Origin of the sequence: Acinetobacter sp. YH12218, from assembly GCF_013417925.1 — a bacterium.
GTDB classification, from domain to species: Bacteria; Pseudomonadota; Gammaproteobacteria; order Pseudomonadales; family Moraxellaceae; genus Acinetobacter; species Acinetobacter amyesii.
Genome location: NZ_VPDB01000001.1, coordinates 135,315 through 151,102 on the forward strand (window position 1 = coordinate 135,315; position 15,788 = coordinate 151,102).

A 15,788-nucleotide genomic window follows, 5' to 3' on the forward strand; every position below is an offset into this window, starting at 1 on the left:
TTTGTCCTTAAAAGATAAAAATAAATCGCCTTTTGCTTAAACTTGACATTGTGCATTGTCAAAAATGTGATTTAATAAATATAAATCTAAGATAGGTTAAAAGAACAACATGGAAAAACAAGTTGATATTCTCATTGTAGGTGCAGGGATCTCCGGTGTAGGTTTGGCTGCGCATCTTTCAAAAAAATGTCCAAATCGTTCATTTGAAATTATTGAACGTCGTGAAAGTTTCGGTGGTACATGGGATCTTTTTAAATATCCGGGTATTCGTTCTGATTCGGACATGTCAACTTTTGGCTTTAATTTTAAGCCGTGGAAAAAATCTAGTGTGCTTGCTGATGGGTCTTCGATTAAAGGCTACCTTTCTGAAGTGATTGACGAATATAAGATCAAAGAAAAAATTCATTTTCAACATCGTGTTGTGAGTGCAAATTACGACTCACTGACTCGTAAATGGTCTGTTGTTATTGAAGATGCGAAGAAGAAACAACAAACTTGGGTTGCAAATTTCGTCTTTGGCTGTACAGGTTATTATAATTATGACCAAGGGTTCCAACCTGAGTTTAAAGGGCAGGAAAAGTTCAAAGGTACCTTCATTCATCCACAACATTGGCCTGAAAATTTTAATTATGCAGGCAAAAAAGTGGTGATTATTGGCAGTGGAGCAACAGCGATTACCTTGGTACCAGCTATGGCAAAAGGCGGTGCAGGGCATGTGACCATGCTACAGCGTTCTCCAACTTATATTGCCTCAGTACCTTCTATTGACATCATTTATGACAAGATGCGTAAAGTATTACCTGAAGATGTTGCTTATAAACTTACCCGTGCACGGAATATCGGTGTACAGCGGGCTGTTTATGCTGTTGCACAAAAGCAACCTAAATTACTCCGTAAATTTTTATTAAAATCAATTGAGTTGCAGTTGAAAGGTAAAGTGGATATGAAGCACTTTACCCCAGATTACAATCCTTGGGATCAGCGCCTTTGTGTGGTGCCAGATGGTGATTTGTTTAAAATTTTACGCGAAGGCCGTGCATCTGTTGAAACCGATCAAATTGAAAGTTTTACTGAAAATGGCATTCAATTAAAATCAGGTAAACATTTAGAAGCGGACGTGGTGATTTCAGCTACAGGACTCAACATTCAAATTCTAGGCGGGATCAGTGCCACAATCGATGGACAGCCATTAAATACCTCTAAGCATATGTTGTACCGTGGCGTGATGGTCAGTGATGTACCAAATATGGCGATGATTATTGGCTATATTAATGCTTCATGGACTTTAAAAGTCGATATTGCTTCTGAATACATCTGTAAATTGATTAACTATATGGATCAAAATGGTTATAACCAAGTGATTCCACAAGGCGATGCGACCGAGTTGTTAGAAGACACAGTAATGGGAAGCTTGACTTCAGGTTATATTGCACGTGCGGCAGATGTGATGCCAAAACAGGGTAAACATGCACCGTGGAAAGTCAGCAATAACTATTTGGCAGATCGTAAAGAATTAAAGCATGCTTCATTTGAAGATGGAGTGCTGAAATTTGAAAAAAAGTCTGATCAAGTGGCTGCTAAACCCAGATTAGTTTCTTAAGTCTATTACATAAAAAAGGAGCATGATGCTTCTTTTTTTTACTTTAGATGTGTGACTTTAGGATTTTATTTGATGCGTATTATTTGTTGAAAAATATATCATGTTGAAAATAAGGAAATGTACACAGGGTTAATGTGAAGAATCAAGAACATTCAGAATTTATAAAATTAAATGATTATGAGCTATATACCAAAGCTTGGCAGCCTGAAACAGCAGATAAAGATGCAACTTTGGCCCCGATTATATTGATGCATGATTCACTGGGGAGTGTTGATTTGTGGCGTGATTTTCCTGCGCAATTGGCTGCTGAGTCTGGCAGAACGGTGATTGCCTATGATCGATTGGGTTTTGGCCGATCGTCAGCGAATCCTCATCTATTAAGTACAGATTTTGTCTATGCTGAAGCGCGGCAGGGCTTTAAGGCACTTCTTCAACATTATTCCATTCAACAGTTTATCGTGATGGGGCATAGTGTTGGCGGGGGAATGTCAGTCGTGATTGTCAGTGAATATACTGAACAATGTTATGGTCTGATTACCATAGCTGCGCAGTATGAAGTGGAAGAACTGACATTATCGGGTATACGTGAAGCCAAAACAGGTTTTGCGCAGCCGGGACAGCTTGAACGCTTGGCTAAATACCATGGGGATAAAGCCCAGTGGGTTTTGGATGCTTGGACGGAAACTTGGCTTTCACCAAGTTTCCGTCAATGGAACCTCGAAGATTATGTTGGAAAAGTACAGTGTCCAAGCTTGATCATCCATGGAGAACTGGATGAATACGGGACGACAGCACAAGCTCAGAAACTTTTTTCGGGTATAAAAGCTGATGCAGAGCTAGAGATTTTGGAAGGGCTTCATCACATGCCGCACAAAGAGCAACCCGCATTGGTCGCTGCACTCATCTGTGATTTTGTGAATGATTTAAGTTGATATCGAAAGAATGAAAAAAGCCCATCATCTGATGGGCTTATTTGTTATAAAGAGCGGGAAATCAGCTCTTTCATAATTTCATTGGTACCGGCATAAATACGATTGGCTCGATTGTCAATATAAGCCCGTGCAATTGGATATTCAAGCATATAGCCATAGCCACCATGCAACTGCAGACATTCATCCACGACTTTGGAGAACATCTCTGAAATTTTGTATTTAGCAGCTGCGGCTGCGTCAATACCGAGCTGTTCCACAAGTTGCAGCTCCATACAACGGTCTAGATAAGTTCGACAAAAATCGATTTCAGTGCGTAGCTCTGCCAATTTAAAACGGGTGTTTTGGAAACTAGATACGGTCTTGCCAAATGCCTTACGCTCTTTGGTGTATTGAACAGTGTGCGCAAAGGCTGCTTCTGCACCGGCTTGGCAAATAATCGCGACCAACATACGTTCCCAAGCCAATTCCTTCATCAGCATCATAAAGCCCATACCTTGCATGCCAAGTAAGTTGCTTTTAGGGACGCGGACATTGTCAAAGAACAGTTCACAGGTATCCTGACCTTTCATGCCAATTTTGTTTAAAGGTTTGCCTTTACTAAAACCGACGCGATCTGCCTCGACGATAATTAGCGATAAATTGGCTGAACCTTTTTCACTATTGCCTGTCTTGCAGACCACAATTGCCATGTCACATAAATAGCCATTGGTGATAAAGATTTTTGACCCATTAATAATATAGTCATCACCATCTTCTGTAGCGGTTGTGCGTACGGCTTGTAGGTCTGAACCTGTGCCCGGTTCGGTCATTGCAATGGCAGTCACGGTTTCGCCAGATGCCATTTTCGGCAGCCAATGCAACTTTTGTTCTTCATTGCCAAAGTTATGAATATAATTGGCCACGATGTCGGAGTGCAGTGAAAAGCCGGTAGAGGAGTCCATAGCATAGGCCTGCTCTTCAATCAGAATCATGCTATAGAGTCGGTCTACACCATAGCCGCCATAAGCTTCGGGCATGGTCGGGCAAAGTAAGCCCATGGCACCGGCTTTATTCCATAAGTCACGGTCAACGTGTTGCTGATTTTCGTATTTTTCGATATTAGGTATGACTTCTTTTTCATAAAATTTTCGTACTGTTTCACGAAATGCATCATGTTCTGCATTAAATAATTGACGTGGCAGCATGTTGTTGAGTGGGCGAATCGCTCCAGATTGCATTTTGAATATCCTATTCATTTTTATGGCTTTGTCTCAACTTATAAGATGCAGCGAGTGACTGCAATGTGCAGAACATTCAAAAGCAGGGAATGCGATGAAGTATTCGGTCAATCTGTGAAAACACTCCACTTCAATGGGGTGGATGAGTTACACTAGACGGGTTCAACGATTGGGGAAGACAATGACTGATGAAATCAGCTTAGAAGAGCGTAAAGTGATCTACCGTGCACGTCGTGGTTTAAAAGAGATTGATGTTTATTTTGATCCCTACGTCAAAAATTACTATTTACAAGCCGATGCAGCTGAAAAAGACATGTTTGCAGAACTCGTTGCTGCAGAAGATCCAGATTTGTTGGATTGGTTTATGGAAGTTAGTGAACCGCCACGTCCTGAATTAAAAACGTTTATTCAAAAATTAAAACATTACGTTCATGGATAATCGGCAATTCAAACTGAAACGCAGTTTTTTATCGCATGCGTTTCAGTTTTTTATTTTTGCGGTATTGATGACGCTGCTTTATCAGTTACTAACACCCATGCTTTGGGGGATATTTTTCCTCATTGGACTAGTGGTTTATGTTCTGTTTTTCCGTAAGCATTTACACGTCACCAGTCTAGATTATTTGGATGGAACTGATTGGTCTTTGCAACGACTCAACCGCCCGGTGCAACGCGTTCAAATAAGCCATATTTTGGATCATCAAATGTATATTGTGGTGTATTTTATGCATGCACGTGCAAAACCAGTGATTATTTGGCGCGATCAATTGTCATTGAAACAGTGGAAATCACTCAAAGTATTGGCCAAAATGATCTAATTGTTAGACAGCCTTTATTTTTAAAATTCAATAAAATGCAAATATTTCATTATCTTATATTGTGGGTAAAATAATCTTGTCTGACAGGATTGAAATTTATTGGCAAAATATTTAAATTGTCTGACAATTTTAAGCTGTGCGGTGATTCTCTGCCTATATATTAGCCTTACCAACAGCCGTTAAGGGAAATCATCATGATGATGCCAACTTGGATGTTTCTGGTAATAGCGATTGTGTTAGCAATTGTTATAGGACGACTGGGAACAGTGCTGAAGGAACAGTTAACTCAAAAATAAGCAGTCAAACGCTTTCACAGTTAATAAGTAGCATGTGCCGAACCGTCGCTATGCTACTTTTTTTTGCCTAAAATTTAGTCTTTGTAAAAAATCAGTCAATTGCATTCAGCGTGATTCATGGCACAGTGTGTCGTTCAAATTAGAGCAAATACTCTTTTATTCATTTTTTGCTTCTGATATGTTTGTCGTGATGGACATAAACACAATTATAGAGGACAGGAAAATGTCGAGCGTCCAAAAAATATGCCAGGGTGTGGCAGTTGTAGCAATAACAAGTACATTATTCGCGGGTTGTTCGCAGGTTGTAAAAACCGGTGCTAATGTTGCACTCGGATTTACAGAAAAACATATTGTGCCACCAATTTTAGCCATGGAAGATGCTGAAATGGTGTGTAATTCAGGTAATTCATTAACTCCAGCCATTATGGCCACCAAAGATATGGGCGCAGACCCAACACGTGTGGCTGTGTTGATGTATTCAGCAGCAGGGATTTGTGCAGAACAAAAAGCCTTGGATGCAGAGTTACGCTATTTACGTGCATCTAAAGCTAACCAAGTATCCGAAGCACAGGATGCTCGTGTTGAGCAAAAGCGTTGGGCGGCACTTGCTGCACAGCGTCAATATACCGGCTATCAATTATTTCAAGATCGTTTTGAAAAGAAGTATAAGAAAAGTCTAGGTGAAGGCTGTCCAAAAATGAACAGCGACATTGACCAAACAGTGTATATGTTGGGAATGTTAAGTGGCTTACAGGCCATGACCAATGATATTAACTCAGGTGGGGCGGTAAACGTTCCAAAAGACATTGCTGCGATTGTTGAACGCGGTATGGTATGTCTGAATAATGAAAAATTCTGGGGCGCACCAAATGCAACCCGCGCTGTGATCTGGACGTTATTGCCGGGTGCAGGTGATGGAAAACCTGATCCATACCAAACATTGAAACAATCTACGCAAATTGGTGAGCAAAAGGGTGTGAGACTGTCACATGCTTTATATGCGGTTGCTGCACAAGCCAGTGGCGATGATGCGAAAATCCGTGATGCCTTACGTACCTTTGCACAAGCGCGTAGCGATGAGAAACCTGTTAATCCACAATTTAAGCTCATCGATAGCATGGCTGAAACCATGGTGAAAGGGATTTCAGATCGTTATTGGACTGAACATACAGGCGTTCGTACGGCTGATGATGGTATGGAACATTTCTGGGATGAAAGTGCCAATAGTTCTGAACTCGATGATTTGTTTAGTGGTGATATTGAAACCAGTGGCACAGCTGCAAATTAATCTTTGCAATAGCGTTTAAAAGTGAGGTACAGGAGGAGCGAAAATGAAACTACAATTTTTAATACCGAAAATTGTCTTTCTTGCCGTATTCGTTTCGATCTGTGCCTCGCTACAGGTATTTAAAGATTATTTTATCTATTGGCAAGATGATTTATTTCATGACTTTTGGCGCTTATGGACTGCCCATTGGGTTCACGTCGGTTGGATTCATTTTGCTTTAAATATGTTGGCCTTTATCTGCTTACCGTTTATTTTTCCAAGAGTTTCAATATGGCACTTTGTTGCCATCTTATTGATTTTATCCCCTTTAATCAGTCTGAGTTTCTATTTTTTCCTTTCCGATATTGAAGCCTATGCCGGATTATCTGGTGTCTTGCATGGCGCCTATGTTGCGGTCGCTTGCGTACATTTAATGTATAAACGGGAGCGAAATTTTGCAGCCTTTGTTCTCTTGCTGATTTTGGCAAAATTGGTGTGGGAAAATACCATGGGGAATACCGGAACGGCAGAATTAATAGGAAGCCCCGTTTTAGTCGAAGCCCATTTATTGGGGGTGATTTGGGGCATTATCATCGCCTTGTTTTATCTTATTGGTAATTATTTCTGGGATCGCTAGCGCACTTTAGGTGATTGGGTTGACAAAAAAAAACGAAAAGAAAATACATATTGTCATTTTAATGTTTTGAATATTGATGCAAATTTAAACGTAATAATAAAACAGTTAGGTCAGGGAAAGGAACTTCTCGAGCCGATAAGGAAAAGGATGCTTGGCACCGCTAGGCTCCAAAATAAAAAATAGGAAGACTCATGCAAAATGATGCACAAAACAGATCCGGCATCGTCGGGCTGTTAAGGTATGTCTGGACAGAATGGATTTCGACTCTAGTCGTGTTGATCTTGCTTCTGCTTACATTGATTATCGGTACAGGGGAGATGATTCATGGTCAGCTTCTGCGTACTGGTGAGCGTTTGTATGGTAATGAAAGCATTGGGATGCAGTATTCATTTTTACGTGCAGAACCGACCAAGCCTGAATGTGACCGTAACCCGAATGTCGATGCGTTGGTGAAAACTCAAATGCAAGCCAATGCAGCAGATGAGTTTGCTGATTTTTTTGGTACGGCATCTGAGAATGACGTTCGTTCGTCTATTTTAGCGAGTGTGCAGCAGTGTGAAGAAAAGTATCAATTTTATGATAAAGCCATGCAACATATGGAGAAGCATCCGAGTATTCGCGCCTATCGTAATTTTGAAACAAGCTTCTTCGGTATCTTTAAATTTGGTACTGAAAATCGCGCCATTTTGTTGATTTTTATGGTGGTTATAGCTGCGATTAGTGCGACATTGAAAATTCATCATATTGGTCTACGCGGTCCTGCAACCAAGAAGGATTATCGTGTTTATAGCCTGATGATGAGCTTCGGTAATGGACTGTTAACCTACTCAAGTATCAGCCAATTCAATTCAGTGAAAAATTCGGGAGTTCCAATGACCACCGAAACTGAACTGATTTATTGGATGTGGATGACGCTGTTCTCAATCCTGACATTGATCAGTGTTTTGCAATTGTTTAGTCCGCCAAAAGATGCCAAAGAGGGCGGTAGTCTTAGTTTCGCGTTCCTAAGCGTGCCTTTATATGCGTATATGGCGTTGATTACAGGTATCGCCTTTATCTTCTTTATGGACTACCCGATGGGGCAAGGCATCTATTTAGGGCAATTGGTCGAGTTTTCAAGTATTTTCCTGAATCTAGCGTTATTCATTTGGGCGGGTATGTTGTTGAAGCAAACCCGTGTCGTAGATTTATTCTTGAATATTTTACGCCCATGGAACTTAGCTCCTGAGACTTTAACATGGCTGATTTTAATCGCAGCAGCATTGCCTACAGCCTATACTGGAGCATCGGGGATCTTTGTCATTGCGGCAGGCGCGATTATTTATAAGGAAGTGTGGAACGCTGGCGGACGCCGTCAATTTGCCTTGGCTGCAACAGCAATGTCCGGTTCGCTTGGGGTGGTTTTACGTCCATGCTTATTGATTGTGGTTGTTGCATCGCTAAATAAAGAAGTGACCACGGATCTGCTTTATCAATATGGTATTTATACGTTCTTGCTGACATCTACGATGTTTTTAATTGTGTCGTTATTTTTTGCAGAACATAAGTTCCGTATTGCTCAAGCCAATGTGGCAGCGCCGCAGTCAGGACGTGCCTTCTTAGCCGTTATTCCTTATATTGTGATTTTCGTGCTGATTTGGATGTTCTATAAATATTTATTGAATACAGATTTAAATGAATTTACTGCACCAGTCATGATGCCTGTTATTCTGCTGATGATCGTTTTAGTGGATAAATTACGTCATCAGCCAGCACCATTGTCAGCAGTTGGGCATTGGGATGAAACACTAACAGCAAATTATAGTGCGAATGCTGAACCTGCTTTAGCCGGCGCACAGGTTGCACATGCAGAATACCGTGAAGGATTACATGGTAATAGCACAGATGATGGGCAGGCTGCGAATCATACAGTGGCTCAATCCAGCTCTATGCAGATTCTACGTCAAGTTGGTTTTTGGAAGTCGATGCATATTTCGACCAGTGAAACCGTTGGACATATCGGTGCTTTGGTTATTTTGATGGCGCTTTCGGTAAGCGTTGGTGGATTGCTAGAGCGTACTGAAGTCATGAGTTTATTCCCAACTGATATCAGCAGTACTTTTTTGGTTATCACATTGATTGTCGGATTGATGGTCTTTGTGGGTATGATTATGGATCCGTTTGGCGCAGTCATTTTAATTTCTGCAACTATTGCTCCTGTAGCCTATCAATACGGTATTCATCCTGTGCATTTTTGGATGATTACACTCATTGGTTTTGAGCTAGGTTATGTTACGCCTCCAGTTGCATTGAACCACCTCTTGGCCCGACAGTCGATAGGGGATGCTGAAGTCAATGAAGCGGATGCTGAAGTTCGTCACTTGTCGTTTTATTACCGTTATGAACGTTGGATTTTGCCGCTGATTGTGCTGTTCCCTGCAATGTTGATTATTGCGTATCTGCCGTATTTCTTTAAGCTGTTTGGTTGGTATCAATAAATTAATTTTGAAGCATTAAAAAAGCACCTTCGGGTGCTTTTTTATTGAATAAGGGGCTGTGCATTTGATGGTAAATGGTTTGAATCTTTATGACTTTTTAAACTTATTTTGTAGGATTGGACTACAGAGCAAAATCGCTAAAAATATAAAAGCAAAGCCGAATAGGCTGTAAATGTCTGGCAGTTCCTGCCAAAGAACAAAGCCCCAAATACCTGCAAAAATAATCGTGATATAGTTCACGGGGCCAATTTGACCTGCGGGTGCGAGCTTATAGGCATTGGACATAAAAATTTGACTGATATTGGCCAAAAGTCCCGCTGTAATCAGAAAAGCTAACTCTTTTAAACTATAGGGACGCCAGAGCCAAAACATTGGGATCATGGAAATAAGTGTGCCAAAAAAGCAGAAATAAAACACAATGCGTTCAGGCGGTTCTGTTGCTGTAAGGGCACGGACAGTGACAAATGCCATGGCTGCCAAGAAGCTTGCGGTCAGTCCGATGAGTGATAACTGATTGAACATTCCTGCATCGGGCTTTGCGACGAAGAGGACGCCAATCAAACCAATGACTGCGGCAATGAGCATACTCAGGGTCATTTTTTCTTTTAAAAATAACCATGCAATTAAGGGGATGAAGATCGGCGAGGAATAGGTGAAGACCATGGCATTGGAGAGTTTTAAGTGTGCGATGGCATAAAAAAAGCCATACATTGCCACCAAGCCTACAATTGAACGCCATGTATGCATCCACAATTTTTCAGTTCTAAAAAATGTGCTGCCCTTTTGTAGGATCAAAGGTAGAAAGATCAATAAGCCAACCGCATTGCGAAAAAATACGATGGTGGCATTATCTACTGTGTGGGATGCGTAGCGTATACAAACCCCCATAATGGAAAAAAGCAGCGCTGATAGCATGAGAAAGCCAATTGCTTTGGGGATATTTTGTGGTGTAGTAGTGGACATAACAAAAAGGCTAGAAAATCTGATGATATTCTAGCCTATAAGTACGCATGGTGTAGCAGAAGTCGGTTATTTTGCTTGTTGTGCTAACTGTGCTTCGAGTAATTTAATTTGTTCTTCTTTCAGTTTAATCAGCTCATCTGCATCTGAATGTTGCTGTTTTAAGCTTTGCTCCTGATCATTCAATTGTTGTTGAATGTCATCTAATTTGGCAATTTCCTCTTTGGCTAAAGAGGCATTTTCAGGCACAGCTGCATCTAAAATGTCTTCTTCGACCAATTTAATGGTTTCAGTCTCTGCGGTAGGGACTGATGCTTCAGTCTCAGATTGGACAGGGGTTGCAACAGGCGGTTTAGCCGGTGCAGCGACCAGTTCTTCTTGAAGTGCAGATTTATCTGCTGTACTGCTGCTTAACCATTGGTATGCAAAAAAGATAGCAATCAATAACGTTAAGCCCCCAATGATTCCAACTAACAATTTTGGATTATGTCTTTGATCTTCTGTCATTGCTTGACCTTAATTTTTATTTAGGCTGACGTGGCTTAAATTGGATCACACCGATATCGTCTGGCACGGCAGGTTGTTCAGGTTGATCGACATGAGTCGGTCGATTTTCACTGTAACCACAATCAATGCATTCGATCCATTCGTCTTCGCCAGAGGTCAGCATGACAACCCGGTCCATCGCTTGGCATTTTGGACATTTTGCACCTGCAATGAAGCGTCGTTTAATGGTCATCATACTTACCTTGAATCTAACTAAGGTCCCTAGTTTAAGCGTTTTTAGATGCGTTCGTCCAACCTTGATGACGCAGCAAAGCATCTATTTTTGGCTCGCGTCCGCGGAAATTGATAAATGCGTCAAGTGCCGTATCTTTTCCGCCAACTGCTAGAATAAATTGTCTAAACGACTTGCCAGTCGAAGTATTAAAAATTCCTTCATTTTCGAATCGGTCGAAGGCATCACTTGCCAAAACCTCTGCCCATTTGTATGAATAATAACCAGCAGCGTAACCACCTGCAAAGATATGACTGAAACCATGTTGGAAACGGTTGTACGAAGTAGTGGGTGCAACTGCATATTTTTGACGAATATCATCTAAGGTTTGTTGGATGCCTGCAGCGTTCAAAGCAGGGTTGGCCTTATGGATATTTAAGTCAAACATGGCAAATTCAATTTGACGTAAAGTTTGCATCCCAGACTGGAAGAAACGTGCATCTTGCAGTGCTTTTAGCAGATCGGCTGGTAAAGTTTGTTTTGATTCGATATGTTCACTGAGTAAATCTAAACTTTCTTGATCCCAAGTCCAAAATTCCATGAATTGACTTGGTAGCTCTACTGCATCCCACGCCACGCCATGGGTACCAGCCACAGCAATATTATCGACTTCAGTGAGCATGTGATGTAAGCCATGACCAAATTCGTGGAACAACGTCGTTACTTCATCATGGGTAAGTAAAGCAGCTTGCTCACCGACAGGTGGGGTAAAGTTGCAGACCATGTAGCAAATTGGTTTTTGCAGACCATTTTCAGTTTGCATGCGTGAACGGAAGCCGCTCATCCATGCGCCGCCACGTTTACCGCTTCGTGCATACAGGTCAAAGTAAAAACCGCCAATCACGCTGCCTTGATCTTCAAGTTCAAAATAACGTGCATCAGGATGCCAAACAGGCGCTTCACGCTCGATTACATTGATGCCATAGAGACGATTTACAATGCTGAACAAGCCTTGAATAATTTTAGGTGCAGGGAAATAGGGCTTCAGGTCTTCTTGTGACAAATTAAACTGTTGAACTTTGAGTTTTTCTGAATAGAAAGTGGCATCCCACGGTTGTAACTCAGTGATACCGTCTTGCGCTGCAATGGCTTTCAGTTCAGCGATTTCTTTCTCTGCTGGTGCACGCGCATGTTCTGCCAGTTCAATCAGGAACTGATCTACAGTTGCTACATCGGGTGCCATTTTGCTTGCCAAGGACAATTCGGCGTAGTTGTTAAAACCAAGCAGGCTTGCCATTTCCTGACGTAGCTTCAAGATTTCTTCCATGACTGCTGTATTGTCAAATTCAGCAGAGTCTGCCTGATCAGAAGCACGTGTGGTATAGGCTTTATAGAGCGCTTCACGCACTTCGCGGTCTTCTGCATAGGTCATAATGGCAATATAAGACGGGAAGTCGAGTGTGGCTACAGCCTGTTCGAGTTCGCGTTGCTGACCATATTGTTTCAGAAGTTCAATACTGCCTTGAGGTAGTCCTTTGAGCTGCGCTTCAGTTAAAGGTTTGAAGTAGGCTTGGGTGGCATCCAATACGTGATTGGAAAAGTCTGATGATAATTGCGAAAGTCGAGCAGATATTTCTGCATAGCGTTTTTTCGCTTCGTCTTCTAAGGCTACACCTGAAAGTTTAAAATCTCGTAATGCAAGTTTAATTGCGCTTTGCTGTGCTGCAGGAAGGGTGTCAAATACACTGTTGTCATGTACATGCTGATACGTTTGATACAACGCTGTATGTTGACCTAGCTGCGTATAGTACTCACTCAGGCCAGGTAATAAAGATTGGTAGAGTTCACGAGTTTCAGCATTATTCATCACGGCATTCAGATGCGATAGCACGCCCCAAGCTTCACTCATATTATTTTCAAGGTCATCGACCTGTTCTAAAGTATTCAGTTGTTTTTGTACCGAATCTGGAACAACCGTCAGTTCATTTAGAAATTGTTGACCTTGTTGAATCGCATTTTGAATTTTTTCTTTGAGTTGATCTAAGGTAATTTGATCAAATTGAGGAACGGGCAAAGTTGCCTTTTCTAAAGTCATATTTTCTACTTCATATAAATCCTGAGTTATTTATAGATGTAGGGTTTGTTGCGGGTTAAATCAAGACTAAATCAGGAATTATTCATCTTCTGCAGAGGGCGCGAAGTCTTCACTGATCTTAAGAATCAAAAAAGAGCGCCGAAGCGCTCTTGATTTAAAGCTTAATCCGCAGATGATTTTGCATTGGATTTTTTCTTTTTCGGTTTAGATTTTTTCTTCACTTTATCTTTAGCCTTCGCTTCAGATTTGCTTGCAGATTTTTTAGCAGGCTTTTTACCGAATGAACTGGGCTTAGATTTCGACTTTTTGCGTCGTATGGGCTGTTCTCCATCTTCAGCAGCGTTGGTTTTACGTTCTGAAAAGACTTCTTCTTTGGCTGTAGGTTTTGCAACACGAGGGGCACGTGCGCGAATAGCGCGACCTGCATGGCTCAATTGTTGAATCAATTCAAAGTCGATTTTGCGCTCTTCTAGATTTACACCAGCAACTTTAATTTTCACTTCATCGCCGAGACTGAAAACTTGACCTCGAGATTGACCAATTAAGCTCTGACTTGGTTGGTCATAGACAAAGAAGTCATCACCCAATTGGCTGACGTGGATCATGCCATCAACATATAAGTCTTTGAGCGTTACAAACAGGCCAAATTCAGCAGTTGCACTGATGGTACCGACAAACTCTTCACCCAAATGCTGCTGCATGTAATGGCACTTCAACCATGTAGTGACAGAACGTGAAGCTTCATCTGCACGGCGCTCGGTCGCAGAGAAGTGTTCACCTGCATCATCCAGCGAAGCACCAGAAATTGGATAAGGTTTTTTCTTCAATTGTGCTTTGATGGCACGGTGAAGTAACAAGTCTGGATAACGACGGATTGGGGAGGTGAAATGCGTATACGCTTCATAAGCCAAGCCAAAGTGACCTGCATTGTTCGCGCCATAATAGGCTTGCATCATTGAGCGGAGTAAAACGGCATGAATGCTTGGAGCATCAATACGGTCTTTGGTGGCATCGATTACGGCTTGATAGTCAGCTTGAGTCGGCTGTTCAGGGAATGGCAGCCCCAATAACTTCACAAAATCACGAACCTTTTGAATACGTGAGAACTCAGGTGGTTCATGCACACGGTACAGCATCGGAATTTCATTTTTTAATGCATATTCTGCCGCTGCAACGTTTGCCAGCAACATACATTCTTCAATCAGTTTGTGTGCATCATTACGGCTACGCGGTAGTATTTCATTAATACCGCCAAGCTCGTCAAAGGTCATATAAGTTTCAACGGTTTCAAATTCCATCGCGTGGCGTTCAGCACGTAAGCCTTTCAACACTTGATACAATTGGAATAAGGTATTGACCGATTTACGTACATCACGGTCTTCAGGAATGGCTTGACTATTACCTTCAAAATATTCGGCAACTTGGGTATAGGTCAAACGAGCTTTTGAATGCATCACACCCGGATAGAATTCAAACTTGGTAACACGACCCGCGCGAGATAAGTTTAAATCACAAACCATACATAAGCGGTCTAGGTGTGGGTTCAAAGAACATAAACCATTCGACAGCGCTTCAGGCAACATCGGCAATACAAAATGAGGGAAGTACACCGATGTACCGCGCTCTTGAGCTTCGTCATCGAGTGGTTTACCCGGACGTACATAATGGCTGACATCGGCAATTGCCACCACAACACGATAACCACCACCTGGACGTTTTTCCGCATACACGGCATCATCGAAGTCGCGGGCATCTTCGCCATCAATGGTGACAAGCGCTAAATCACGTAAATCGACACGACCTTCACGGTCTTGTTCTGAGGGTTCTTTAAAGCTGTCAGCTTCTTGTTGTACCGCTTCAGGGAATTCGTAAGGTAAACCAAACTCTAAAATGGTTTGCGGAATAATAATTTCAGTGTCTGCTTTATCAGCCATCGACTGAACAATATGGCCTGTCGCAAATTCTTCTTTGGTTGGGTAGCTGTCAATCGCAATACGCACAGAGTCGCCGAGTTTGACTTTGGCATGCTCGATTAATTCTTTTTCTAAAGTAATCGGTTGGTGTGCATTGGGATTTGCCGGCTGAATAAAATATTCACCTTCATATTCAGACACTTTACCAATAATTTCTTTGACACGATGCTGTAGAACTTCAGTAATAAAGCCCCATGCCTTGCCTTTACGGTCTACCGATGTTTGGCGGACTTTAACACGGTCACCATTAAACACCTGACGCAACTCACGTTCAGGAAGTAAAAGGTCATCTTCACCGCTAATATTGGCTGTGCCTAAACCTTTTGAGTTGATATAAACCGTTGCTTCATGAGTCGGTTGCTCAGCTGCAAGCTGGAACTTAAATCCATCTTTCATCAACTGACCATCTCGAACCATCGCAATCAGACGATGACTCAGTGCATCAATACTTTTTTGATCGGCAATTTCAAAATGTTCTACAAGATCGGCATGCGACATTGCAGTTTTCAGTTGTTCAATCGTCTCTTGAATCAGAGTACGGCTTGGAATTGGATTGTCATAACGTTCGGCTTCAGCTTTTGCTTCAGGGTCGACCCAGTTTTTCATATGTATTTGGCTTCAAATCAGAAGATTAGGATTAGCATAAGTCATGCAAGCAGATACTGCACGCAATTGATTGCAATAAAGTGTTTTATGCCGATATTTTATAATGTTTAAAGCTGAAAAGTAGGGGATAGCAGCGCGTGCTGAACTAATTTTGCACTAATTTTTTGAAAATCGTTTAAAAAATATCTAATT

13 protein-coding genes are annotated in these 15,788 nt (G+C 41.6%); 7 read left to right on the top strand and 6 right to left on the bottom strand.

The features are described from left to right. Nucleotides 1-109 precede the first annotated feature (109 nt). Together FTV03_RS00730 and FTV03_RS00735 are read left to right on the top strand one after the other, a co-directional pair. Nucleotides 110-1,600 carry an NAD(P)/FAD-dependent oxidoreductase gene (locus tag FTV03_RS00730; protein ID WP_180039484.1) on the top strand — a complete coding sequence of 497 codons (1,491 nt, stop codon included), beginning with the start codon at nucleotides 110-112 and terminating at the stop codon, nucleotides 1,598-1,600. 134 nt (nucleotides 1,601-1,734) lie between these two features. Continuing rightward, a complete protein-coding gene (locus tag FTV03_RS00735; RefSeq protein ID WP_368856481.1) occupies nucleotides 1,735-2,532 on the top strand; it encodes an alpha/beta fold hydrolase in 798 nt (265 codons plus the stop codon). A 44-nt stretch (nucleotides 2,533-2,576) separates the two neighbouring features. Here the strand turns inward: FTV03_RS00735 and FTV03_RS00740 are convergent, their stop codons facing one another. After that, nucleotides 2,577-3,749: an acyl-CoA dehydrogenase family protein gene (locus FTV03_RS00740; protein WP_180003460.1), complete on the bottom strand. Its 1,173-nt coding sequence runs from the start codon at nucleotides 3,747-3,749 to the stop codon at nucleotides 2,577-2,579. Nucleotides 3,750-3,930: 181 nt separating this feature from the next. Here FTV03_RS00740 and FTV03_RS00745 point away from each other — a divergent pair, with 181 nt between their 5' ends. The 5 genes from FTV03_RS00745 to FTV03_RS00765 all read left to right on the top strand — a co-directional run bounded on the left by FTV03_RS00745 (nucleotide 3,931) and on the right by FTV03_RS00765 (nucleotide 9,244). Then, nucleotides 3,931-4,188 carry a succinate dehydrogenase assembly factor 2 gene (locus tag FTV03_RS00745; RefSeq protein ID WP_078189264.1) on the top strand — a complete coding sequence of 86 codons (258 nt, stop codon included), beginning with the start codon at nucleotides 3,931-3,933 and terminating at the stop codon, nucleotides 4,186-4,188. Beyond that, nucleotides 4,181-4,567, top strand: coding sequence for a hypothetical protein (locus FTV03_RS00750; protein ID WP_078189263.1), 387 nt, complete (start codon nucleotides 4,181-4,183; stop codon nucleotides 4,565-4,567). The genes FTV03_RS00745 and FTV03_RS00750 overlap by 8 nt, the downstream gene beginning before the upstream one ends. A 519-nt stretch (nucleotides 4,568-5,086) precedes the next feature. Continuing rightward, on the top strand, nucleotides 5,087-6,151 hold the full coding sequence (locus FTV03_RS00755) for a hypothetical protein (RefSeq protein ID WP_180021620.1): 1,065 nt from the start codon (nucleotides 5,087-5,089) through the stop codon (nucleotides 6,149-6,151). A gap of 43 nt (nucleotides 6,152-6,194) precedes the next feature. Then, on the top strand, nucleotides 6,195-6,767 hold the full coding sequence (rrtA, locus tag FTV03_RS00760; protein WP_180039486.1) for a rhombosortase: 573 nt from the start codon (nucleotides 6,195-6,197) through the stop codon (nucleotides 6,765-6,767). Between the two features lie 191 nt (nucleotides 6,768-6,958). After that, nucleotides 6,959-9,244 (top strand): TRAP transporter large permease subunit, encoded by a 2,286-nt coding sequence (locus tag FTV03_RS00765; RefSeq protein WP_180003463.1) that lies wholly within the window; start codon nucleotides 6,959-6,961, stop codon nucleotides 9,242-9,244. A gap of 87 nt (nucleotides 9,245-9,331) precedes the next feature. On the opposite strand, the gene FTV03_RS00770 is transcribed toward FTV03_RS00765, so the two are convergent. The 5 genes from FTV03_RS00770 to rnr all read right to left on the bottom strand — a co-directional run bounded on the left by FTV03_RS00770 (nucleotide 9,332) and on the right by rnr (nucleotide 15,596). Further along, complete coding sequence (locus tag FTV03_RS00770; RefSeq protein WP_180039488.1) at nucleotides 9,332-10,207, bottom strand: DMT family transporter; 876 nt, start codon at nucleotides 10,205-10,207, stop codon at nucleotides 9,332-9,334. A 66-nt stretch (nucleotides 10,208-10,273) separates the two neighbouring features. Further along, complete coding sequence (locus FTV03_RS00775; protein WP_180010531.1) at nucleotides 10,274-10,711, bottom strand: hypothetical protein; 438 nt, start codon at nucleotides 10,709-10,711, stop codon at nucleotides 10,274-10,276. A 16-nt stretch (nucleotides 10,712-10,727) separates the two neighbouring features. Then, a complete protein-coding gene (locus FTV03_RS00780; RefSeq protein ID WP_171256675.1) occupies nucleotides 10,728-10,937 on the bottom strand; it encodes a YheV family putative zinc ribbon protein in 210 nt (69 codons plus the stop codon). Nucleotides 10,938-10,977: 40 nt separating this feature from the next. Then, complete coding sequence (locus FTV03_RS00785) at nucleotides 10,978-13,017, bottom strand: M3 family metallopeptidase (protein ID WP_180039489.1); 2,040 nt, start codon at nucleotides 13,015-13,017, stop codon at nucleotides 10,978-10,980. Nucleotides 13,018-13,178: 161 nt separating this feature from the next. Next, nucleotides 13,179-15,596, bottom strand: a complete 2,418-nt coding sequence (gene rnr, locus FTV03_RS00790) for a ribonuclease R (protein ID WP_180039491.1) — start codon at nucleotides 15,594-15,596, stop codon at nucleotides 13,179-13,181. Nucleotides 15,597-15,788 lie beyond the last annotated feature (192 nt).